Genomic DNA, 22,341 nt, shown 5'->3' with positions numbered 1-22,341 from the left:
GCGACCGCCGACGTGCCCGTGAACCTGTTCGGTCGCCGCCCGCCGTCGCCACTGACGCCGCTGGACCCGAGCCGACTCAGCGGATTGCTCTCTCTGTGCGCCCTGGACCCGGTGGTCGGTGTTTCCCTGGCCCACCAGGTGCTGCGCTGGCCCAGCTGGGCGCGCGGGGACGTCGTCGCAGACGATGTGTGGCAACCGAATGTTGCCGCGTGGGCCACCGGTTCACTCATGCCCCTGGGCCTGGCCGCCCGACCGGAATTGGGACATCCCGGTGCTGGGCCCGATGCCGCTCGGGTCTTGGCGGACCATGCCAGCAGGCGTCTGACCAGCCACGGCTCCGTGTACGGCTACGCTGAGGATGTTGCCGCCGTTTGGGAGCACCTGGCAGGCGGAGGCATGCAGGCCCGCGAGGAGCGCTGGGAACAGCCCCTGCTGGTGGCACCGCGGAACCCGGGGGGCACGTTGGCTGCCAAGGTGTTGGACCGGCGCCCGGGCCTGGCATGGGCGGCGGCGGGTGTGCACCGGGCGGCATCCGCGGAGGAGGCGCTGGTGCTGCCGGCGAGCGTGGCGATGTTCACCGGTGAACTCGGCTACGATCCGACCGAAGCCGGGTCCTCCTATGCCCGTCACGTGAACTGGCTGGTCGCCTCGGGACGCAGCTATGTGTTGCTCGACGACGGGGCCGGGGCGGTGCCGGGACCGAACGGGCCGCGTGCAGTGGCCTTCAAGACGGATGTGGGCGCCCTCTGGTCGGCCCCTGGCGGTGCGGTTGCGCAACTGACTGGCGTGTGGACCCGCCCGGACCTGCGGGGACGCGGCATCGGCTCAGTGGCGCTGGCTGCCGTGGTGGATGCCGTGCGGCGTGACCACGTGGGAGCCGACGGGGTGATAAGCCTGTATGTGAACTCCTTCAATGCCGCCGCTCTGGGTCTGTACGCCGGTCTGGGATTCAACCGTGTGGGCACCTTTGCCACCGTGTTGCTGTGAGGCGGCACGGCAAGCGGTGATCGGGGTCGGGCCCGGTGGGGGGCGTCGAGTGGCTTAGGCCCCGGGAATGAGCATGGTTGTGCTCTGACGGCCCTGTGCCAAAGGGCGATCGCAGGTGACCAGTAGCCCGCCATGGGAGTGAGCCAGCTCTGCCAGGTATGTGTCCGTGACTTGTTTGTGCCCATGAACGTCGTTCATGTTGATGTCCGCATACGATGCGTCATCTGGCCAGAAGGCCCACTGTTCCAGCGAATGGAGATGATTCAAGGCGGCTTGTGATGTCTTCATGGAGTAACCGCAGCGGACCATGTACCGGCAATATGCCCCTTCGGTGATAGGGCTGAGTACGAACACCGCCTCATCCGGGCAGGCCACCAGCCACGTGCGAGCCGGATCGTGGTGCTCGTGCTCCGGAACCAGCAAAGCTATGAGGACATTGGCGTCCAAGAGATACGCGGTCATTCGGAATCTGCCAGAAAGGCCTCAACATCTGCCGCGGTGACCCGATGCCCAACATGCATGACCGGAAGATTGGTCTCCGGATCGATCTCTAGGGGTGTCTCGGGCTCGAGTTGTTCTAAGCCGCGACGCGTCAGATCCGCCACCAGCGAGGATATGGAAGTCTTTCTTTCCTCAGCGAGCCGTTTGATCTGGCTGTGTACGGCGGGTGGCAGATCGACGGTGGTGCGCATGCCTGCATCATACGGTGATGTGCTGTGAGTGCCCCAGGGGCCTGGTGCACTCACAGCGGGCGTCGGCGTTACTTGTCACCCAGCAGGGCGCGTAGCTGCCGGGTGTAATCGGCGAAGGCGACGCGGCCGCGGGCAGTCAGTGAGACATAGGTGGCGGGGCTGCGACCGTAGAAGGTCTTGCTCTGCTCCACATAGCCCGCCTCCTCCAGTCTCGTCAGATGGGTGGACAGGTTGCCGGCCGTCATGTCCAGCAGTTGACGCAGCCTTGGAAACACGAGCCTGTCTCCTTGGGGGATCGCGGCCAGGGTGGCCATGATCCGCAGGCGGGACTGGGTGTGAATGATCGGGTCGAGCTGTTTGGTAGAACGGTTCATCGCTGTCAGGCCCCCGTGCGGCCGCTTTGGCGGCGTTCCAGCAGTACTGAGGCGGCGCCGGCTAGCAGCAGACCACCGCCGCCGGCCAGGGACATGATGGCCCACAGTGCATGCCCACCGATGATGGTGGCGACAATCGTGACCGCCAGTATCCAGCCGCCGGTGACGGCCATCGGGGGCTCCTCCCAGCTGGCGGCTCCGGCGAGGAACATTACCCCGACCACCAGGCACGGCAGGGCGTTGGAGAGAATTGCGATCATGTCAAATGCTTCGGGGGTGCCCAGTTCGCGCAGGAAGGCGCCCAGCCGTCCGGAGGTGGTGAAGGCCAGAATCATGCCGCCCATCCAGGCCAGTCCTTGCACGGTGCCGATCCACGCGGTACGGCCGTACAGTCCGCGGGAGCGCCGGGCGATGTAGACGCAGGTGAAGACTGCGGCGGCGGCGAGGCAGCCCAAGAAGACCAAGAATGGCCTGAACGCAAGCGTATAGTCGGCGCGGACGTTGAGGCCGCAGACTCCATAACCGATGAGCCAGGCCAGGCCCCAGACGGTGTAGAGGGGGGCGGAGCGAATCTCAATGAGGCGCTGGTAGGCGCTGGCTTGCTCGCCGATGACGGCGAGTGCGGCGGCCGGTTCGAATCTGGTCTCGTCGTTGGTTGAGGTGGGTGGGATGGGGGTCATGGCGTCTCCTGTGTTCGAGCAAAGTAGTTTGCAAAGCAAACCGATGACGCTAGTGTACACCAACTAGTTTGTTCCGCAAACTTCTGGGGTGACGCCTCCTCGCCCCGGCGTTCCCGGCGTGCGCAGGCGATGCGGCCCGTGTCACCCGCCCGCCGCAGTGCCGCCGGAGGGCGGGCCTCGGCTTGGTCCTCCGCCGTCACCGCGTAAGATCGCCACGTGCTTCAGACCATGTCCCAGGCCTTCATCCGAACCCTGCGCGAGGACCCCGCCGACGCCGAGGTCGCCAGTCACAGGCTACTGGTGCGTGCCGGTTACATCCGCCGTGCCGCTCCAGGCGTGTACACCTGGCTGCCACTGGGGCTGCGCACCCTGCGCAAGATCGAGGCGATCGTCCGTGAGGAGATGGACGCCATCTCCCAGGAGGTGCTCTTCCCCGCGCTGCTGCCCGCCGAGCCCTACCGGGCCACCGGCCGCTGGGACGACTACGGGCCCACCCTGTTCAAGCTGACCGACCGCAAGGACGCGGACTACCTGCTCGCGCCCACGCACGAGGAGATGTTCACCCTCCTGGTCAAGGACCTGTACTCCTCCTACAAGGACCTGCCGGTTTCCATCTACCAGATCCAGACGAAGTACCGTGACGAGGCCCGCCCGCGTGCCGGTGTCATCCGCGGCCGCGAATTCGTCATGAAGGACTCATACTCCTTCGACCTCGACGACGTCGGCCTGGAGGCCTCCTACCGGGCGCACCGCGCCGTTTACCAGCGCATCTTCAAGCGCCTGGGCCTGGAGTACGTGATCGTCAACGCCATGAGCGGCGCCATGGGCGGCTCCCACTCCGAGGAGTTCTTGCACCCCTCGCCCATCGGGGAGGACACCTTCGTACGCACCGACGGCGGCTATGCGGCCAACGCCGAGGCCGTCACCACACCCGTTCCCGCGGACGCGGACGCCTCCGAGGTCGGTCCCGCCCGCGAGGTGGACACGCCCGATGCGTCCACCATCGAGACCCTGGTGGGCTTCCTCAACGCCTCCCATCCGCGCGCCGACGGCCGCGCCTGGACCGCCGCGGACACGCTTAAGAACGTCGTCGTCACCCTCACTCATCCCGGCGGTGAGCGGGAGCTGCTGGTGGTGGGCATTCCCGGCGACCGGGATGTGGACATGCGGCGCTTGGAGGCCGCCGTCGCCCCCGCCGAGGTGGAGATGGCCACCGACTCCGACTTCGCCGCCCACCCCGAACTGGTGCGCGGCTACATCGGTCCCGCCGCCATCGGCCCCAATTCGCCGAGGCGCCGCGTGGAGCGGGACGCGGACGGCAATGAAGTACTTACCGGCTCGGTGCGCTACCTGCTGGACCCGCGGTTGGTGCCCGGAACCGCCTGGGTCACCGGTGCCAACGCCCACCAGCGGCACGTGCTCGACCTGGTGGTCGGCCGTGACTTCACCGCCGACGGCACCATTGAGGCCGCCGAGATCCGCGAGGGCGACCCCGCCCCCGACGGCTCGGGTCCGCTGCACCTGGCCCGCGGCATCGAGCTCGGGCACATCTTCGCCCTGGGCCGCAAGTACGCGCGCGCCCTGGACCTGAGCGTGCTGGATGAGAACGGCAAGTCCCGCATCGTCACCATGGGCTCCTACGGCATCGGCATCACCCGCGCCCTGGCCGCCCTGGCCGAGTCCAACCATGACGACCAGGGCCTGGCCTGGCCCATCCAGGTGGCCCCCTACCAGGTGCAGGTGCTGGCCACCGGCAAGGACGACGCCGTCTTCGAGGCTGCCGCCTCCCTCTGCGCCGCACTGGACGGGGCCGGGGTGGAGGTCCTGTACGACGACCGCCGCAAGGTCAGTGCCGGAGTCAAGTTCAAGGACGCCGAACTGCTCGGCATGCCCTTCATCGTGGTGGTCGGCCGCGACCTGGCCAGGGAGGGGACCGTGGAGATCCGTGACCGCCGCAGCGGTGAGCGGGTCTGCGTCCCAGTCGAACAGGCTGCCGCCCACGTGCGTGAACTGGTCCTGACTGCGCTCGACCAGGTAGATGCCTCACGCCAATAGGTGCGGCCCTCCCACCGCGTCCGCTGTCTGCCTGGACTCTGACGGTGCCGCTGCGCGGCTATCAGGAGGATCTGCTGCGTGCCGTTGAACCTGCCGACGGCGCCCGCCTGCACCTGGTGGCGCCACCGGGAGCCGGCAAGACCCTGATCGGCCTCGCCCTGGCCGCGACCAATGGGCGGCGGGCCGTGGTTCTTACACCCACCACCCTGATCCGGCGGCAGTGGTGCGAACAGGCCAGAGGATACGTTCGCAACACCGACGGTCTGCCTCCCGACGTGCGTGAGGACATGGATGACGGCGAGGAGGAGCCCCGCACCGGGGGCGTCTGCCCGGTTGTCGCCGATCTGACGGTGCTGACCTACCAGTCCCTGGCCACCGTCGATACCGCCGCGCCCTGGCGGGCGGCAGCCCGAGCGCGTTGGCTCGAGGAACTGGCGGACGGTGGACAGGCTCCGCACAGTGCCGCGGCCTGGTTGGACGATTTGGCGGCGACGAACCCAGCGGCCTATCGCTCCGGCGTCTCTCGCCGAGCCTCCGCCATTCGCGCCTCGCCGGCCTCACTGGACGCCGATCACCTGGCCTCCCTGCTGCATCCCATCGCCCGGGGTCGGATCGACGCGTTGGTGGAGGCGGGGGTGGCGACGGTCATTGTTGATGAGTGCCACCACCTGCGTGCCCATTGGGCGGCCGTCGTCCATTACCTTTTGGCCCGGCTCGAGGCGGGTGGGTGCCCGCCCCTGCCTGCTCGGCCTGACGGCTACCCTGCCCTCGCCTGAGGACCGGTCCCGAAGTCGTTACCACGCGTTGCTGGGCGAGGTCGACTACGAGATTCCGGTTCCGGCCGTGGTGCGCGCCGGCTGCCTGGCACCGAGCCGCAGCCTGGTGCGCTTCACCCTCCCGGATCAGCAGGAACAGGCATTCCTGGCGGACTGCGGTGCCGAGTTGGCCCACCGGCTCGACGAGTTCCTGCTGGCCCCGGACGGGGTGGACCTCCTGGTTCACACCGTCGCGCCTGCCGTAGACGATCTGCCCGACCCGACGGCCACCGACGACGATTCTCTCACCGCCCGCCTGGTAGCCGGCTTCGATGCCGATCCGCAGGCCGCCGCTGCGGCTGGGGCGCTGCTACGCGACCGCCTGGGGGCCTACGTGCCCACCGAACAGACGACGGCGCTGGTGCCCCTGCTGCCGGCTACCCGCATCCTGGACGTAGTCGAGCCCCTGGAGCTGCTCGGCCGCTATGCGCTGACCCGGTTGCTTCCCGACCCTGGGCGCCGCGGCCAGTGGCAGGATGTCAAGGAGCTGCTGGCCGGATATGGCTACCTCCTCACCGACTCCGGACTACGCGCCGGACGCTCGCCGCAGGACGCGGTGTGCGCGGCCTCCCGGGCCAAGGACCTGGCCGTCGTGGACATCCTGCACGCCGAACACGCCTGCCTCGGGCAGCGGCTGCGAGCCGTCGTCGTCACCGATGCCGCCGAGCGATCCGCCGCCCATCGTGCTCTTGATGTCCTCAGCCCGCCGGTCGGATCGGGGGAGCGCGCCGCGCGTGGCGGTGCCCTGCGCTGTTACGCCACGATCCTGACCGATGCTCTGGTACGTGAACTGCACCCCGTGCTACTGACCGGCCGACACCTGCAACTGGCATCGGCGGATCACGAACTGCTCGATCGTCTGCGGGCCGACACGGGACTGGAACTGCCCGCCGTCGACGATGGCTGGACTTTGCGCGTGCAGGGGGCACAGATGGGCACCGCTCGGATCGTGCGTGCCGTGAGCGCGCTGGTGGACCAGGGCGCGGTGCGGCTGGTCGTCGGCACACGCGGCCTGCTGGGGGAGGGCTGGGACTGCCCGGCCGTCAACACCCTGATCGACCTGACCACCGTGACCACGGCCACCTCCGTTCAACAGCTGCGTGGCCGCACGCTGCGGCTCGACCCCGCCTGGCCCGACAAGACCGCCCACAACTGGTCCGTCACCTGCCTGCTGCCCCGCGGAGCGGGAACAGGTCTCGGAGGCGACCTGGACCGGCTCCGCCGACGGCATGAGTACCTGTGGAGCGCCGTCCCCGCCCCCGAGTCCGGTGCCGGCGCCATTCGTACAGGGCTGGACGCCGCCCTGGACCCACTCCAGCGCCGCCTGCTCGGCGCCGCCCGCGACGGTGCCGATGACGACGTCGTCGGTGCTCTCAATGCCGCCACAGTGCTCGGTCCGCGCCAGTGGGAGGGACGTGCCTGGAATGCGTCAAAGTCTGCGACCACTGTGCCAGGACGCGTCCCGGTCCCCGAGGCCGTCGGGCAGGAGGCTCAGACGGTGGTACTGGCCGCTGAGGGCGTCGTGCTGCGGCGCGGGGATCCCGCCGAGCTGTGGTCCGGTGCCGCCTGGAGCGTCCTGGCCGGGCTCGTCGCCGCCGGGCGCATCGACGCCGATGCCGATATCCGTGCCCTCAACCTGACCGAGGCCGGTGTGGCTCGTATCGCCTTCACCGGTGGGGGTGACGCCCACCGCAGGCTGGCTGCACAAACACTGGTCGAACTGGTGTCCGTGCCCGCGCACCGTCCGCGGTTCGTGCTTGAGGTGCCCCGCTGGACCCTGCGTGCGGCCGCCCCGCCCGGCAGCCTGCGCCGACTGCTGGCCCGGGGCCTGGACGCCCTGGACCGGGCACGCGGACGCGACCGCCTCTACCTGGCGGTGCCGCGTACACTGGGCCGATCCCGGCGAGTGGTCACCGCCTTCGTCGAAACCTGGCGTGCGCAGACCGGTCCGTGCCGTCTGCGCCTAGTGCGTGAGGAGGGGGACTTGCGGGCACTGGTGGCGGCGCGGGGACCTTTGGGGGCCGGCGAATTGGTGCACGCCACCCGTGAACGCGCCTGGATCAACACGCCGCCGTCTTAGCTGTCTCAGCCGACGTAACCGGGCAGCGGGTCGTTAGTGGCGGCGCCCCAGGCCCGGGCGCGCAGCGCCGCATCCAGGGCCGCGTCAATCGCCGTCTCGGTGGCTTTGCCGCCGGCCTCCGTCACGCCGGCCAACTCCGTCTCCTCCACCCGCAGCCACACCTGCTGCGCCCAAGTGACGTCCAGCGACGTGGCCTGGTCCGCGGCCTCGGTGGGGGCGGCGTAGGCCGCCAACCGGGTGTCCTCCCCGCCCAAGGCCACCGAGGCGCCGACCAGCGCCTTGGCGTAGGCCGCATCAACCTCGGCGCGGGCGCGGGCTGCATCCGACGCACGCGCCCCAACCTCCTCCAGCGCGTAGCGGGCCGCGTCGTAGGCGGCCAGCAGATCGCCGGGCAGCGCTGCGGGCAGGGCGGCCGCATCGCGTCCGGCCGCCACCACCGCCTGCCCGTCCAACCGGGCGGCCTCCAGCGACCAGGCCACCGCCAGGGCCGCGTAGAGGCGGGCCGTGGCGGACTCGTCACAGGCGGCCGCCGCCCCGCGTGCGAGGGACGCCCCATCGGTCAGGGCCGTCACTAGGTCGGCCGTATCGGCATCCGCTGCCGCCGAGGGCACCGGTGCCACGGTCTGGTAAGTGGTGGGCACCGGTGTGGCCCAGGGATCCCACACTCCGCCCAGAGCCTCCAACTGGGTGGCGGCGTTCGCGACTATCGTCTCGATCGTCGCGGATTGCTCGACCGCCGCGGAGGCGGAGACCACCTGCGCCGTCGAGGCGATCAATGCCGCCTGCCTGGCCAGGGAGTCTCGCACCGCCTGCTGAGCGGGCACCGTCGGCAGTGAGGCGGGGGAGCCCTCGCCCACCCGCAGGCTGCAAGCACTGGTGGCGGCCACCGCCACCACGAGGGTGAATGCGCCCGCACGGCGCAGCAGCGCCCGCCGGGGGGCCACCCGGCCGCGAGCCGCCGGCGACGCATGGACGCGACTGGTGCGATGTGCGGCAGGCTCGGCGGAATCAATGGCGGGCGTCGGTGTCACATGGTCATCTTCGCACGGACGGGTAGCATGGACCCGATCAACCGATCCGACTCTAAGCGACTAAACACAATCAGCCCCCACCGGGCCCATCACGGGGAGGAACCTCGACATGACCGACGCGCCCGACCGGAACCGGGAGCAGAATCTGCGGCAGCTGCTGACCCCTCTCGTCGAGGAGGTCGGGCTCTACCTGGAGGACGTGCGTCTGGTCAGGGCCGGCAGGTACACCACCCTGCGGGTGGTGGTCGATCTCCCCGACGGCCCCGGCGATCTCGACCTGAACGCTCTCGGGGATGTCACCCGGGTGATCTCTGACGCCGTTGACGAGGCCGATCCGGTGTCCGGCCAGTACACGCTGGAGGTCTCCACCCCCGGAGCCGAGCGGGAGCTGCGTTCGCCCCGTCAGTTCCGCCGCGCCGTCGGCCATCGGGTCGCGCTCACCATCGGCGCCGGCGAGCAGGAGTCCACCCTTGAGGGGGAACTGACTGCCGCGGAGGGGACCACCATCACCATCACCGTGGATGATGTGCCGCACGCCATCGAGATGGCGGATGTGACCGCCGCTCGCATGGTCGTGCGCATCTGAGCGATGGTCCGGCGCCCGCAGGACACCACCGACCGCCCCCAATAGGACGAGACGACACAGAGGAACTCAGGAATCATGGACATCAACATGCCGGAGCTACGAGGCGCAGCCGATGAGTTGGGCATTGATCTGGACAACCTGCTGCCGGCCATTGAGGACGCCATTCTCGGTGCCTACAGCAAGGTCCCCGGTGCCATCCGCGGCGCTCACGTGGAGATCGACCGCCGCAGTGGGCACATGACCGTGCTCGCCCCCGAGGTCGATGAGAATGACGAGCCCACCGGCGAGTACTTCGACGACACCCCCGACGACTTCGGCCGTATCGCCCAGGCCACGGCCCGCTCTGTGATCGTCCAGCGCATTCAGGACCGTCGCGACTTCGAGGTTCTGGGCGCCTTCAAGGACAAGGCCGGTGAGCTCATCTCCGGCACCGTGGAGCAGGGCCGCGACCCGCGTCTGGTCTATGTGCGCCTGGACGGAGAGCACGAGGGCATCATGCCTCCACACGAACAGGTGCCCGGCGAGCGCTACCGGCATGGCGACCGCATCCGCGCCTACGTCACCGAGGTCTCCCGCGGACCCAAGGGCGCGCAGATCATCCTGTCGCGCACCCATCCGGGCCTGGTGCGCAAGCTATTCGAGCGCGAGGTGCCCGAGATCACCTCCGGGGACGTGGAGATCGTCTCCATCGCCCGGGAGGCCGGGCATCGCACGAAGGTGGCTGTGACTGCGCGCCAGCGCGGCGTGAACGCCAAGGGCGCCTGTATCGGCCCTATGGGGCAGCGGGTGCGTGCGGTTATGGCCGAGCTGGGTGGAGAGAAGATCGACATCGTCGACTACTCCGAGGATCCGGCGCGTTTCGTCGCCAACTCGCTGTCTCCCGCCCGGGTCTCCTCCGTCACCGTGCTGGACGCCGATGAGCACGCCGCCCGCGCGATCGTCCCCGACTTCCAATTGTCGCTGGCGATCGGAAAGGAGGGGCAGAACGCTCGTCTGGCTGCACGGCTCACGGGCTGGAAGATCGATATCCACGCGGACACCGAGTCCGGCGAGATCGCCCCCGGCCGCGATTCCCGCGCCGACGACGTGACTGGTCCCTCAACCCCCGGCACCCAGGACTGACGCCCAGTCCCGCTACACTTTCTCTTGGCCTGCCTGTGGGTGAGCGCCGGGTCCCAGCTCGACGCACCACAGGCCGGACAGTCGAGAACGAGCGGAAGGACGCGACCAGCCGGTGGTCAACACCTCTCACGTGCCCGAACGCACCTGCATCGGCTGCCGCGGCAAGGCCCCTCAGGTGCACTTGCTGCGCCTGGCCCTGACGGACAGTGGCGAGCTGGCCGTCGACGCCCGGGCCCTCATGCCGGGGCGTGGCGCATGGATCCATCCGGACCCGGGATGCGTCGATCTCGCCGAGCGCAGGCGCGCCTTCGGGCGCGCGCTGCGCATGCGGGGCTCACCCGATGTGACCCCGGTGCGCGACTGGGTCGGCCTCCACGGGGCGGACAGGGGCCGCGCACAATCACCGTCCCCGACCGGGGAACGGCAGACCGATAGCAAAGGCGGGTAGGAAGCTGATGGGCACCCGATGAGTACCCGGCGATGAGCTGCCTCTACTAGCGCCCACCCTGTCCGGGGTGGGCAACCGGACAGGAGAAAAGTGGCAAAACCACGCGTTCATGAGCTCGCGAAGGAGCTCGACCCCAGTGGCAAGAAGATCACCTCCAAAGTGATTCTGGCCTGGCTCAAGGATCAGGGGGAGTTCGTCAAGGCGGCGTCCTCCACCGTCGAGCCTCCCGTCGCTCGCCGCGTCCGCGAGCATTTCGCCGCGCAGGACGGCGAGACCAAGTCCCCGAAGCCGGCTGCTCCTAAGCAGGCGGCGCCTACGCCCAAGCCCGCCGCGAAGCCGGCCGCACCCAAACCGGGCTCCGTACCCAAGCCTGCCGCCGCCACGCCGAAGCAGGCGGCGCCTACGCCCAAGCCCGCCGCGAAGCCGGCCGCACCCAAACCGGGCTCCGCGCCCAAGCCTGCCGCCGTCACGCCGAGGCCCGGTGGCACGCCCAAGCCGGGCGCCCCCAGACCCGAGCATCCGAGTCCCGGTCCGCGCGCCCCGCAGCCAGACCCGGCTCCTAGTGCCGATCGGTCTGCGCGTCCGGCCGCCCCCACGCCGGGACCGCGCCCGAGCGCGCCCACGCCCGGACCGCGTCCCGGCGGCCCGCGGCCGGGTAACAATCCGTATGCGACCTCGCAGGGTATGCCGCGGCCCGGCGGCTCCGGTCGTGGTCGAGGCAAGGGTTCCCGCTCGGGCGGCCCGCGGCCGGGTAACAACCCGTATGCGACCTCGCAGGGTATGCCGCGGCCCGGCGGCTCCGGTGGTTCCGGCGGTGGGCGCCCGCAGGGTTCCCGATCCGGTCAGGGCGGTCCCCGCCCCGGCCCGCGTCCCGGTGGTTCCGGCGGTGGGCGTCCGCAGGGCCCCCGTTCTGGTCAGGGCGGTCCCCGCCCGGGGCCGCGTTCGGGAGGTCCGCGCCCCAACCCCGGCATGATGCCGGGACGGTCCTCGGTTGGACGCCCCGGTGCACCGGCACGAGGCGGTCAGGGCGGCCGTGGTGGTCGTCCGGGTTCCGGCGGTCGGGGTGGCTCCACCGGCGGTCCGCGCGGCGGCTTCGGCGGTCCTCGTGGGGGCCGTGGCGGCCGTGGCTCCACGCAGGGCGCCTTCGGCCGCGGCGGCGGTGCGCCTCGTGGACGCAAGTCGCGTAGGGCCAAGCGCCAGGAATTCGAGCAGCAGAGTGCGCCGACGATCGGCGGTGTCGTCGTCCCCCGCGGCGATGGCTCCACCCCGGTGCGTGTGCGGCAGGGTGCCACGCTGACGGACCTGGCCGAGAAGATCAACGCCAACCCGGCGGCGTTGGTGACCGTGCTGTTCCACCTGGGTGAAATGGCCACGGCCACCCAGTCCCTGGACGAGGACACCTTCGCGCTGCTGGGCGCCGAGCTCGGCTATGACGTGCAGATCGTCTCTCCCGAGGATGAGGACCGCGAGCTGCTGGAGTCCTTCGATATCGACCTGGCGGCCGAGGAGGCCGGCGAGGACGACGCCGAACTGGAGCCCCGCCCGCCCGTGGTCACCGTCATGGGTCACGTCGATCACGGTAAGACCAAACTGCTGGACGCGATCCGCTCCACGGATGTAGTCGCTGCCGAGGCCGGCGGCATCACCCAGTCCATCGGCGCCTATCAGGTGCGCGTCCACCTGGGTGAGGAGACCCGTCCGATCACTTTCATCGACACCCCCGGTCACGAGGCCTTCACCGCCATGCGTGCCCGCGGTGCGGAGGTCACCGACATCGCCATCCTGGTGGTCGCCGCTGATGACGGGGTCATGCCGCAGACCGTGGAGGCCCTCAACCACGCCCAGGCGGCCGGTGTGCCAATCGTGGTGGCTGTCAACAAGATCGACAAGGAGGGCGCCAACCCGGAGAAGATCCGCGGTCAGCTCACCGAGTACGGTCTGGTCCCTGAGGAATACGGCGGAGACACCATGTTCGTGGACATCTCCGCCAAGCAGCGCACCAACATCGACGGTCTGCTGGAGGCGGTCCTGCTCACCGCCGACGCCGCCCTGGAGCTGCGTGCCAATCCGGATTCCGATGCCCGTGGTGTCACCGTGGAGGCGAAGCTGGATCGCGGCCGCGGTGCTGTTGCCACCGTCTTGGTGGAGCGCGGCACGCTGCACGTGGGCGACCCGATCGTCGCCGGTAGTGCCTACGGGCGCGTTAGGGCCATGTTCGACGAGTACGGCAACGCGCTGGAGGAGGCCGGGCCCGCCCGGCCCGCCCAGGTACTGGGATTGACCAACGTACCCAGTGCCGGCGACTCCTTCATCGTTGCTCCCGACGATCGCACCGCCCGGCAGATTGCCGACCGGCGCGAGGCTGCCGGGCGTGCCGCGGAACTGGCCAAGCGTCGTAAGCGCGTCTCGCTTGAGAACCTCTCCGATGTTCTCAAGGAGGGCAAGGTCGACACCCTCAACCTCATCCTCAAGGGCGACAGTTCGGGTGCGGTCGAGGCGCTGGAGGACTCACTGCTCAAGATCGACGTCGGCGACGAGGTGGCGCTGCGAGTCATCCACCGCGGTGTGGGTGCTGTCACCCAGAACGACGTCAACCTGGCTACGGTCGATTCCGCCGTCATCATCGGCTTCAACGTGCGCCCGGCGGTACGGGTGGCCGAACTGGCCGACCGTGAGGGCGTGGACATGAAGTTCTACACGGTCATCTACAACGCGATCGAGGACGTTGAGGCGGCCATGAAGGGCATGCTCAAGCCGATCTACGAGGAGGTCGAGTTGGGCACGGCCGAGATCCGCCAGGTCTTCCACTCCTCGAAGTTCGGGTCGATCGCGGGCTCGATCGTCCGCTCGGGCGTCATCAAGCGCGGAGCCAAGGCCCGCCTGGTGCGCGACGGCGTGGTGGTGAACGGCGACCTCGCGGTCGAGACGCTGCGCCGCGAGAAGGACGACGTCACCGAGGTCCGCGAGGGTTACGAGTGCGGTATCAACCTCTCCTACCGTGACATCGCCGAGGGCGACGTCATCGAGACTTGGGAGATGCGCGAGAAGCCCCGCGACTGACAATCCAACCGGATCGGCGGGTCCGGTACTGCCCGGCTCGTCGCCCGATCTGAGCGCCGGTGCCGCTGTACCCCATGGGAGCAGCGGCACCGGCGTCGCCCGTTTCTGAGCGTCGCGGTCTCAGGTCTCGGGCGAGGACTTGGATGAGACGGGCCGCCCGCTGGCGCGGAATCCGAACCATAGTGCGCCTAACAGCATCACTATGAGCGCACCTGTAAGTTCGGGGCAGTCGGCCAGGAGCACATGCGCTCCTGGCACCGCGGTGGTCACCGCGGCGGCAAAGACGGCTCCCAGAGTCCAGGCGGTGAGAGCCAGTAGGACTACGCTCCACGCCAGGCACCACCTGCGCCGTGCCGGCTCAGACAATGTTGGAACTATCGTGACCAGATACGACACTGCGAGGACCGACAGGGCGACGCCGAGCGGGCGACTCAGCCACTGCAGCGGGTAGTCGATGGCGATCAGTTGCGAGTAGCAAGCAACCAGTGCGATCACCACCGCCATTACCCGGGTGATGGCGAAGAAGATCAACTGACCACGTGTAGAGGAGGCGTCTACGAACACCGACATCTGATCGCCTCCCTGGGCACACCCGCCAACGTAAACAGGATATAGTGAGAGATGGGCCACAGTCGATGCTGTTGCCTCACATCACGTATCCGCCGGTTCGGGCGCTTTACTCGCGGTTTCAGCGCTCGCCCAGGTGCGGGCGCCGCGCCAGCTGACGCAGAAGGTCGCTTACGAATACGACCACCGCCACCCACACCAACGCGGTCGAGATCCAGCGTGCCGGCGAGATCTCCTCGTGGAACACCGCCCAGGCCAGCAGGAACTGCATGACCGGGGTGATGTACTGGCTCAGCCCCACGATCGAAAGGGGCACCCGGCGCGTGCCCGCGGCGAACAGCAGCAGCGGCACCGCAGTCACCGGGCCGGCCAGCATCAACCCGGCCGCCAGCGCCCCGGACGCCGTCGTCCCCTGCAAGGCGCCCTGCCCGCCCGTGTACAGCCAGGCGAAGTAGGCCAGGGCCACCGGCGTCATACAGCCGCTCTCCACCGTCAGGCCGGTGAGCGCATCCACCCGCGCGCCCACACGCTTCTTCACCAGCCCGTACAGCCCGAAGCTGAAGGCGAGCGACAGGGAGATCCATGGCAGCGAGCCCTGTGCCACCACCAGCACGGCGATCGCCACTACCGCAATGCCCACGGCGACCCCCTGCGCCGGCCGCAGCCGCTCACCCAGGAAGACCGCCGCGAGTACCACCGTCACCAACGGGTTGATGAAGTACCCCAGCGCCGCATCGGCAGTGCGATCGGAGTTGACCGCATAGACGTAAACCAGCCAGTTGACCGACACCAGCAGGCCCGCGAGCCCGAGGGTGCCGAGGATCCGTGGTGCGGTGAGTGCCGCGTGCAGCGCGGGCCAGGATCTCCGCAACGAGGTCAATCCCAGGCAGGTGACCAGCGTCCATACCAGCCGATGCCCGATGATCTCCACGCTGCCGGCGGCCTGCAGAAGATGGAAGTACAGCGGGAACGTGCCCCACAGCAGGTAGCAGCCGAGCACCATCGCCACACCAGAGGCGTCCTCGCCGGGAGACCTGTGCCAGGCGGGGGAGCGGGAAGCTGTGGCAGCGGGCGGCGGCTTGGGCGTGGGGGAGGAGGCGTTCACGTGGGGCGGTCCTGTTCGGGTGGCTCGGGTGGACAAGCACTTGTGTGAGGATAAACCCGATGCACGGTGACTGCCGCTTGGGCCACTTGTTCGGCGTCTACCTGGCGATCGGGCTGCCGGTGGTGCACAATGGTCCGTCCGCCGGTTCCAGGTGTGTGGGCGCACCGCATCCGCAGCCGTTGCCGGCAGCCGTCCGCGTACGTCTTCAGTGTTAAGGAGTCCTCATGGCCGACGCAGCCCGCGTCCGCAAGGTCGCCGACCACATTCAGGAAACCGTCGCTCGTCTTCTGCAGGGCAGGATCAAGGACCCCAGGATCGGTTTCATCACCATCACCGACGTGCGCGTGACCGGGGACCTGCAGCAGGCGACTGTTTTCTACACCGTCTACGGCACCGATGAGGAGCGGGAGGACACCGCTGCCGCACTGCGCTCGGCCACCGGCCTGATCCGTTCTGAGGTCGGTCGTGCGCTCGGCATCCGCCTGACCCCCGCGATTGTCTTCCAGCCGGATTCGCTGCCCGCCCAGGCTCAGGCCCTTGAGGACGCCCTGACCAAGGCGCGCGCCCGCGACGAGGAGATCGCGCGCACCTACGCGGGCGCTCAGTACGCCGGCGAGGCCGATCCCTACCGTCACGACGATGTAGACGAGCAGACCGCAGACCCGGACAACCACGAGCCGACCGAAGCAGGGAGCGGTGAGGAGGAGGCCGGGGCGTGAACCGACACGCAGGTGGTCCCGGAGGACGCCGCATCGACGTCCCGCGCGGCCTCGTCACAGCCCCCGACGGACTGCTTCTACTCGACAAGCCGGCCGGCATCACCAGCCACGACGCGGTCGCCATGACCCGGCGCCTGGCCGCCACCCGTAAAGTCGGCCATGCCGGCACCCTGGACCCCATGGCCACCGGCCTCCTGCTGCTCGGCATCGGCCGTGCCACCCGCTTCCTGACTCACCTGGTCGGTGCGGACAAGACCTATGGAGCCACCGTCCGCCTGGGGCAGACCACGCTCACTGAGGACGCCGACGGCGAGATCACCGGTTCTTGCGGCTGCACGGCCGAGTCCGGCCTTACCGCCCGGATCGATGCGGCCCTGTCCGGACTCACCGGGCCGATCATGCAGGTGCCCTCGTCGGTATCAGCTATCAAGGTCGATGGCGTGCGTTCTTATGCGCGCGTGCGTGACGGCGAGGACGTCACTCTGCCGGCCCGCCCGGTCACCATCCATGGACTCATCCGCACCGGTGATCCGCGGCCCGCCACATCCGTAGACGGCACCGCGGTGGTTGATCTCGACCTGGAGGTGCACTGCTCCTCAGGCACCTACGTGCGCGCTCTGGCCCGCGATCTCGGGGCCGCCCTGGGCTGCGGTGCGCACCTGACTGTCCTGCGGCGCACCGGAGTCGGGCCCTTCACGGTCGCTGAGTCCGCTGCCGTGGAGTCCCTGGCCGCCACAGTCGGGGCTGGGCAGGGCCTGCCGGTAATGCCCTTGGTGGAGGTTGCGCGGCGCTGTTTCTCCGCTGTCGCCCTGAAGGCGGATGAGGCCCGGGCACTGCGCTTCGGGCAGGCGCTTCCCGCCGAGGTGCTCGACCGGGCGCGGGTTCCGCAGCAACCGGCCGGCCCCCAGGCTGTGGGAGGGGGCGCGCCCCACGTGGCGGCCGGGTTCGACCCGGCGGGCGGGCTCGTGGCACTGTTGACTCTCAAGCGCGGAAGCACCCGCCCCGTACTCGTACTTCCCGAAGCGTCGACAAATACGTCCGAATAAGATCATGACCAGCCGTGAACGCGGCGGAGCGCCCAATTGCAGGAGACACCCTTGAACCAGACCATATGCGGCCGTGCCTGGCACGGCCTCGAGGCCGCGGACTGAGACGGGTATCGCGGTGGAGATCTGGTACGGCGCGGAGCAAGTGCCCGCTGATCTGAAAGACCCGGGCGGCCCCGGCAGCGTGGTCACCGTCGGCGTCTTCGACGGCGTTCATCGCGGCCACCAGGCGATTCTCGCTCGCGTCGTCGAGCGGACTCGACTTGCGGCCGGTCCCGGGGGCCGGCGCCCTCGGGCCATTGCCGTCACCTTTGATCCGCACCCGGCCGCGGTGCATCGTCCGCAGGCCCGGCTGTCCATGATCGCCTCCCTCGCGGACCGGCTGGAGTCACTGGCGGGCACAGGCCTGGACGCGGTGCTCGTGGTGCATTACACCCTTGAGTTCGCCGATCAGGAGCCGGAGGAGTTCGTGCGCGACTGGTTGGAGGGCCTGCTGGGGGCTAAGGCGATCGTGGTCGGCGACGACGTGCGCTTCGGGCGCGGCAACAGCGGGGACGCCGACACCCTGCGGCAGATCGGGCGGGCCGACGGCATTGATGTGGAGATCGTCGCCGATGTACTGGCCCCCTCAGGCCGCCGCTGGTCCTCCACCTGGGTGCGTCGGCTGCTGCAGGAAGGTGATCTGCGCGGCGCCGCGCATGTCCTCGGCCACGTTCACCGCCTGCGGGGAACGGTCATTCACGGGCACCGCCGTGGCCGCGAACTCGGCTTCCCCACGGCCAACCTGGATGCGGCCACCGCCGGTGTGGTCCCGCCCGACGGCGTCTACGCGGGTTGGCTGGTGCGATCCCCTAAGGCGGGTGTCGTCGGTGGGGCGGCGGGGGAGGAGCGGCTGCCGGCCGCCATCTCCATCGGCACTAATCCAACCTTCGACGACGTACCCGACCGTACCGTTGAGGCGCATGTGCTCGGTCGTGCGGACCTGAACCTGTACGGGGAGGTCGTGGTCATCGAGCTGGTGGAGAGGCTGCGCCCCATGCTCGCCTTCGACGGCCTGGAACCACTGCTGGCCCAGATGCGCCAGGACGTGCTCGACACCGCCGCCGTGCTGGGGGTGCCCGTGCCCGGGCCCATCCGTCCCGAGGATGTCACCGCCGTCTGAGTTCCGGGTGCCACACACGAATTGTCTGCGAGACTCGGGCTGCCCTTTCCTGGCCGGACCTGCTAGCGTGGAATGGCCGCGCCCCAGTGATGTGCTCGGCATCTCCTACCCGCCCCGCCGCGCTAACAGCCCACCAGATCGGTTGGACCTGTTGCAGGCGGATCTGCATGACTCAAGGAGGATTCATGCCCAAAACCGTGGATTACGAGGCGTTGGCCGTAGATATCCTGGACCGGGTCGGCGGCGAGGCGAACGTCGCTCAAGTCGTTCACTGCGCCACCCGTCTCCGCTTCAATCTCAGGGATACGTCCAAGGCGGACAGGGAGACGATCAGCACCCTGCCCGGCGTGGTGACTGTGGTGGAGTCGGGTGGGCAGTTCCAGGTGGTCATCGGCAATTCCGTACCCAAGGTGTTCGCCGGGCTGCCCGCCTCGCTGCGCGAATCCGAACGCGACGATGGCGAGGTGGGCGGGGCCGGTGGGAATATCCTGTCCAGGGCCGTCGACATCCTGTCCTCCCTGTTCACCCCGATCCTCGGGCCCCTGTGCGCGGTCGGTATCCTCAAGGGCCTGCTGCTGATGACGGTCGCCCTGGACTGGGTCTCCGCCACGTCCACCACCTACCAGATCTTCTACGGCATCTCCGACTGCTTCTTCCTGCTTCTGCCGGTCTACCTGGCCGTCACCTCCGCCAGGAAGTTCCGCGTCAACCAGATGACGGCGATCACCATCGCCGCCGCGATGCTCTACACGCAGTTCGGCACCATCCAGATGCCGATCGACGGCGAGTTGGCCGACACCAATCTGCGTGCCTGGGGGCAACTGGGAAACGTGATCAAGTTCTTCTTCATCCCCGTCAATCTGCAGTCCTACACCTCCACGGTCATCCCCATCATCATCGCAGTATGGCTCGCCGGTTATGTGGAGCGGCTCGGCAACCGGATCTTCCACGAGTCGCTGCGCAACTTCCTGACTCCGCTGCTGGTACTGGTGGTCATCGTCCCGATCACCCACATAGCTCTAGGCCCGGCCGGGGTCTGGCTCGGTGAGGGCATCGCCGCCGTACTACTGGCGATTTACAACTTCGCGCCGTGGCTGGCGGGCATTGTGCTGGGCGCACTGTGGCAGGTCCTGGTCATCTTCGGAGCGCACTGGGGCCTGGCCCCGGTGTTCATCAACAATCTGACCACTCAGGGCTACGACCCGCTCAAGGCCCTGATCTTCGCGCCTGTTCTGGCCCAGGCCGGCGCTGCTCTCGGCGTGTTCCTGCGTGCCCGCTCGGCCAGGACCAAGGCGCTGGCGGGTTCCGCCGCCGTCGCCGGCATATTCGGCATCACCGAGCCCGCCATCTACGGCGTCAACCTGCCCCGCAAGCGTCCATTCATCATCGGTTGTGTCGGCGGAGCGCTCGGGGGCGCATTCGCCGGTGCCACCCACACGCTGGTGTACGGCACTGGTGCGGCGTCGGTGCTGACTCTCCCGATCGGCTTCGGCAGTGTCGACGGCGGCCCCTCCACTTTCCGGTGGCTGCTCTTGTCTACCGTGATCGGCTTCCTGGTGGGCGTGATCGGCACCTTCTTCTTCGGTTTGTCCAAGTCCGAGCGCGACAAGGACATTGCTGCCTGGGAGGCCGAACTCGACGAGTCCGAGGACGAGCAGCCCGTACCGGCGGGGACAGTGGTGATGGCTGCTGCCGACGGAGCCGTGCCGATCGTTGAGGACTTGGAGATTCTCGCGCCGGTTTCCGGACGGGCCGTGGCCCTGTCGGACGTGGCAGATGCGGCCTTCTCCTCCGGCGCCATGGGTCAGGGACTGGCGGTGCTCCCCGCTGACGGCACCGTGACCGCACCCATCAGCGGGGAGGTCATCGTGTCCATGGGACATGCCTTCGGAATCCGTGCATTCACCGGTGCCGAGGTGCTGGTGCACATCGGCCTGGACACCGTGAGGCTCGAGGGGGCGCCCTTCACCCAGGTGGTAGCTCAGGGTTCTCAGGTCAAGGCCGGGGACGTCCTGGCCGTTGCCGACATGGAGGCGATCCGGGCCGCCGGATTGGACCCGACCACGATCGTCATCGTCACCGACGCCACCGCCTTCTCCAAGGTTAATCCCCTGGCCGACGGGCAGGTGGAAGCCGGCGACCCCCTGCTCATGGCGGTCCGTTGACGCCCGCGCGTCGCCTATGCCGCGCTTCCTCCGCCTGACACGAATCCCGACAAACAGCTAAGGAGTACGAATGCAGTATAGACAGCCGCCGCCCTTCCCCGAGACGTTCTTGTGGGGGGCCTCGACCTCCGCCTACCAGGTGGAGGGCGCCTGGGATGAGGATGGCAAAGGGCCGTCAGTACAGGATGTCATTGAACACCCCGAGGGCACCACCGACTTCAAGGTGACCGCGGACCACTACCACCATGTGGAGGAGGACGTGGCGCTGATGAAGCAGATGGGGTTGCGGGCCTACCGCTTCTCCATCGCCTGGACCCGCATCATTCCCGACGGCGACGGCCGGGTGAATCCGGCGGGGGTCGCCTTCTACCACCGTCTCATCGATGCCTTGCGCGATGCGGGTATTGAGCCGATCGTCACCATGTATCACTTCGACCTGCCACAGGCTCTTCAGGAGTTCGGCGGCTGGGCGAGCCCAAGAACCGTTACCGGCTTCGTCGAGTTCGCCCGCGTGCTTTTCAGCGAATACGGGGCCAAGGTGCGCTATTGGCTGACCATCAACGAGCAGAACATGATGATCATGCACGGCAAGATGCTCGGCACCACGCAGTTGGACGGCGATGCTGCCCGACGCGACCTGTACCAGCAGAACCACGGCATGTTCCTGGCACAGGCCCGTGTCATGATCCTGTGCCACGAGATGCTCCCCGAGGCGAAGATCGGGCCGGCCCCCAACATCGCCTACGTCTACCCCGCCTCCTGCAGACCGGAGGATGTTCTGGCCGCTGACGACCTCAACGCCATCCGCAACTGGCTCTACACCGACCTGGCGGTCAGGGGCCGCTACAACTCGACCGTGTGGGCGTACCTGGTGGAGAAGGGCTGGGCGCCTCAGATCCAAGCGGGAGAGATGGAGATCCTGGATGCGGCCAGACCAGACTTCCTGGCCTTCAACTACTACACCACCGCCACGGCGGCCGCCCCCACCGGAGACGCTTCGGATGAGTCCACACGGCCGGGAGACCAGCAGATGATCCGTGGGGAGATCGGCCTGTACAAGGGCGTGGACAACCCCAACCTGCCCCGCAACGCCTTCGGCTGGGAGATCGATCCGGTCGGTTTCCGCACCACCTTCCGGGCCCTTTGGGACCGCTATCATCTTCCGCTGCTGGTCACCGAGAACGGCCTGGGCGCGTTCGACACCTTGGCCGATGACGGCCGCGTCCACGACGACTACCGCATCGACTACCTGCGCCGGCACATTGAGCAGATGCGGCTGGCCCTGGCCGATGGCGTGGAGATACTCGGGTACTGCCCCTGGTCGGCCATTGACCTGGTCTCAACACATCAGGGCTTCCGCAAGCGCTACGGGTTCATCTATGTCAACCGCGACGAGTTCGACCTCAAGGACCTGCGGCGAGTACGTAAGGACTCCTCCTACTGGTATGAGAGCGTTATTGCTTCGCGCGGGGCGTCTGTGAATGAGGCGGCATCCGAGTACTTCGGATCCGAATCCTGACTGGGTGGTAGCGAAGCGGCACTGAACAAGCGGTGCTGAACGACGGCGGCGGCGCCGGGCCACACAATCCGGCCCCCGCCCCCCGGCCTCGGCCCGGGTTTGGGGGGGGGGTAGTGCCAGCCCCGGGG

Annotated in this window: 20 protein-coding genes; 13 read left to right on the top strand and 7 right to left on the bottom strand. The window is 68.5% G+C overall.

Annotated elements, in window-relative coordinates; genetic code table 11:
* Positions 1-51: 51 nt before the first annotated feature.
* Positions 52-987, top strand: a complete 936-nt coding sequence (locus tag Q4A20_RS04435; RefSeq protein ID WP_303120812.1) for a GNAT family N-acetyltransferase — start codon at positions 52-54, stop codon at positions 985-987.
* Positions 988-1,041: 54 nt separating this feature from the next.
* On the opposite strand, the gene Q4A20_RS04430 is transcribed toward Q4A20_RS04435, so the two are convergent.
* The 4 genes from Q4A20_RS04430 to Q4A20_RS04415 all read right to left on the bottom strand — a co-directional run bounded on the left by Q4A20_RS04430 (position 1,042) and on the right by Q4A20_RS04415 (position 2,733).
* Entirely contained in the window at positions 1,042-1,449 is a 408-nt protein-coding gene (locus Q4A20_RS04430) for a TA system VapC family ribonuclease toxin (RefSeq protein WP_303120750.1), read from the bottom strand.
* Positions 1,446-1,679: a CopG family transcriptional regulator gene (locus Q4A20_RS04425; RefSeq protein ID WP_303120749.1), complete on the bottom strand. Its 234-nt coding sequence runs from the start codon at positions 1,677-1,679 to the stop codon at positions 1,446-1,448. The genes Q4A20_RS04430 and Q4A20_RS04425 overlap by 4 nt, the downstream gene beginning before the upstream one ends.
* Positions 1,680-1,747: 68 nt before the next feature.
* Positions 1,748-2,053 (bottom strand): transcriptional regulator, encoded by a 306-nt coding sequence (locus Q4A20_RS04420; RefSeq protein WP_136192265.1) that lies wholly within the window; start codon positions 2,051-2,053, stop codon positions 1,748-1,750.
* Between the two features lie 5 nt (positions 2,054-2,058).
* Positions 2,059-2,733: a hypothetical protein gene (locus Q4A20_RS04415; protein WP_303120748.1), complete on the bottom strand. Its 675-nt coding sequence runs from the start codon at positions 2,731-2,733 to the stop codon at positions 2,059-2,061.
* 216 nt (positions 2,734-2,949) lie between these two features.
* Here Q4A20_RS04415 and Q4A20_RS04410 point away from each other — a divergent pair, with 216 nt between their 5' ends.
* Genes Q4A20_RS04410 through Q4A20_RS04400 form a run of 3 tightly spaced genes read left to right on the top strand, consistent with a single transcriptional unit; the run spans position 2,950 to position 7,683 of the window.
* Positions 2,950-4,788 (top strand): proline--tRNA ligase, encoded by a 1,839-nt coding sequence (locus Q4A20_RS04410; RefSeq protein ID WP_303120747.1) that lies wholly within the window; start codon positions 2,950-2,952, stop codon positions 4,786-4,788.
* Between the two features lie 44 nt (positions 4,789-4,832).
* Positions 4,833-5,564 (top strand): DEAD/DEAH box helicase family protein, encoded by a 732-nt coding sequence (locus Q4A20_RS04405; protein ID WP_303120746.1) that lies wholly within the window; start codon positions 4,833-4,835, stop codon positions 5,562-5,564.
* A complete protein-coding gene (locus tag Q4A20_RS04400) occupies positions 5,512-7,683 on the top strand; it encodes a DEAD/DEAH box helicase (RefSeq protein WP_303120745.1) in 2,172 nt (723 codons plus the stop codon). The genes Q4A20_RS04405 and Q4A20_RS04400 overlap by 53 nt, the downstream gene beginning before the upstream one ends.
* A 5-nt stretch (positions 7,684-7,688) precedes the next feature.
* Here Q4A20_RS04400 and Q4A20_RS04395 read toward each other — a convergent pair whose 3' ends face one another.
* Complete coding sequence (locus tag Q4A20_RS04395) at positions 7,689-8,714, bottom strand: hypothetical protein (RefSeq protein ID WP_303120744.1); 1,026 nt, start codon at positions 8,712-8,714, stop codon at positions 7,689-7,691.
* 109 nt (positions 8,715-8,823) lie between these two features.
* On the opposite strand from Q4A20_RS04395, the gene rimP reads away from it, so the two are divergent.
* From rimP to infB, 4 genes are all read left to right on the top strand, one after another.
* Positions 8,824-9,300, top strand: a complete 477-nt coding sequence (gene rimP / locus Q4A20_RS04390; protein ID WP_303120743.1) for a ribosome maturation factor RimP — start codon at positions 8,824-8,826, stop codon at positions 9,298-9,300.
* Between the two features lie 75 nt (positions 9,301-9,375).
* Entirely contained in the window at positions 9,376-10,422 is a 1,047-nt protein-coding gene (nusA, locus tag Q4A20_RS04385) for a transcription termination factor NusA (protein ID WP_303120742.1), read from the top strand.
* 112 nt (positions 10,423-10,534) lie between these two features.
* The gene (locus Q4A20_RS04380; protein WP_303120741.1) at positions 10,535-10,870 is read left to right on the top strand and encodes a YlxR family protein; all 336 of its coding nucleotides are present in this window, start codon (positions 10,535-10,537) and stop codon (positions 10,868-10,870) included.
* 90 nt (positions 10,871-10,960) lie between these two features.
* Positions 10,961-13,930 carry a translation initiation factor IF-2 gene (gene infB / locus Q4A20_RS04375; protein ID WP_303120740.1) on the top strand — a complete coding sequence of 990 codons (2,970 nt, stop codon included), beginning with the start codon at positions 10,961-10,963 and terminating at the stop codon, positions 13,928-13,930.
* Between the two features lie 120 nt (positions 13,931-14,050).
* Here infB and Q4A20_RS04370 read toward each other — a convergent pair whose 3' ends face one another.
* Entirely contained in the window at positions 14,051-14,500 is a 450-nt protein-coding gene (locus Q4A20_RS04370; protein WP_303120739.1) for a hypothetical protein, read from the bottom strand.
* A gap of 118 nt (positions 14,501-14,618) precedes the next feature.
* Positions 14,619-15,602 (bottom strand): EamA family transporter RarD, encoded by a 984-nt coding sequence (rarD, locus tag Q4A20_RS04365; protein WP_303120738.1) that lies wholly within the window; start codon positions 15,600-15,602, stop codon positions 14,619-14,621.
* A 224-nt stretch (positions 15,603-15,826) separates the two neighbouring features.
* Here rarD and rbfA point away from each other — a divergent pair, with 224 nt between their 5' ends.
* The 5 genes from rbfA to Q4A20_RS04340 all read left to right on the top strand — a co-directional run bounded on the left by rbfA (position 15,827) and on the right by Q4A20_RS04340 (position 22,213).
* Positions 15,827-16,321: a 30S ribosome-binding factor RbfA gene (gene rbfA, locus Q4A20_RS04360; protein WP_303120737.1), complete on the top strand. Its 495-nt coding sequence runs from the start codon at positions 15,827-15,829 to the stop codon at positions 16,319-16,321.
* The gene (truB, locus tag Q4A20_RS04355; RefSeq protein ID WP_303120736.1) at positions 16,318-17,367 is read left to right on the top strand and encodes a tRNA pseudouridine(55) synthase TruB; all 1,050 of its coding nucleotides are present in this window, start codon (positions 16,318-16,320) and stop codon (positions 17,365-17,367) included. Before rbfA ends, truB begins: the two co-directional genes overlap by 4 nt.
* Positions 17,368-17,485: 118 nt before the next feature.
* Positions 17,486-18,529 (top strand): bifunctional riboflavin kinase/FAD synthetase, encoded by a 1,044-nt coding sequence (locus Q4A20_RS04350; protein ID WP_303120810.1) that lies wholly within the window; start codon positions 17,486-17,488, stop codon positions 18,527-18,529.
* 185 nt (positions 18,530-18,714) lie between these two features.
* Positions 18,715-20,694: a beta-glucoside-specific PTS transporter subunit IIABC gene (locus Q4A20_RS04345; RefSeq protein WP_303120735.1), complete on the top strand. Its 1,980-nt coding sequence runs from the start codon at positions 18,715-18,717 to the stop codon at positions 20,692-20,694.
* A gap of 70 nt (positions 20,695-20,764) precedes the next feature.
* On the top strand, positions 20,765-22,213 hold the full coding sequence (locus Q4A20_RS04340) for a glycoside hydrolase family 1 protein (protein ID WP_303120733.1): 1,449 nt from the start codon (positions 20,765-20,767) through the stop codon (positions 22,211-22,213).
* Positions 22,214-22,341 lie beyond the last annotated feature (128 nt).

Source organism: Actinomyces sp. (assembly GCF_030530635.1).
Classification (GTDB): domain Bacteria; phylum Actinomycetota; class Actinomycetes; order Actinomycetales; family Actinomycetaceae; genus Actinomyces.
This window is presented reverse-complemented; position numbering and strand designations above follow the sequence as displayed.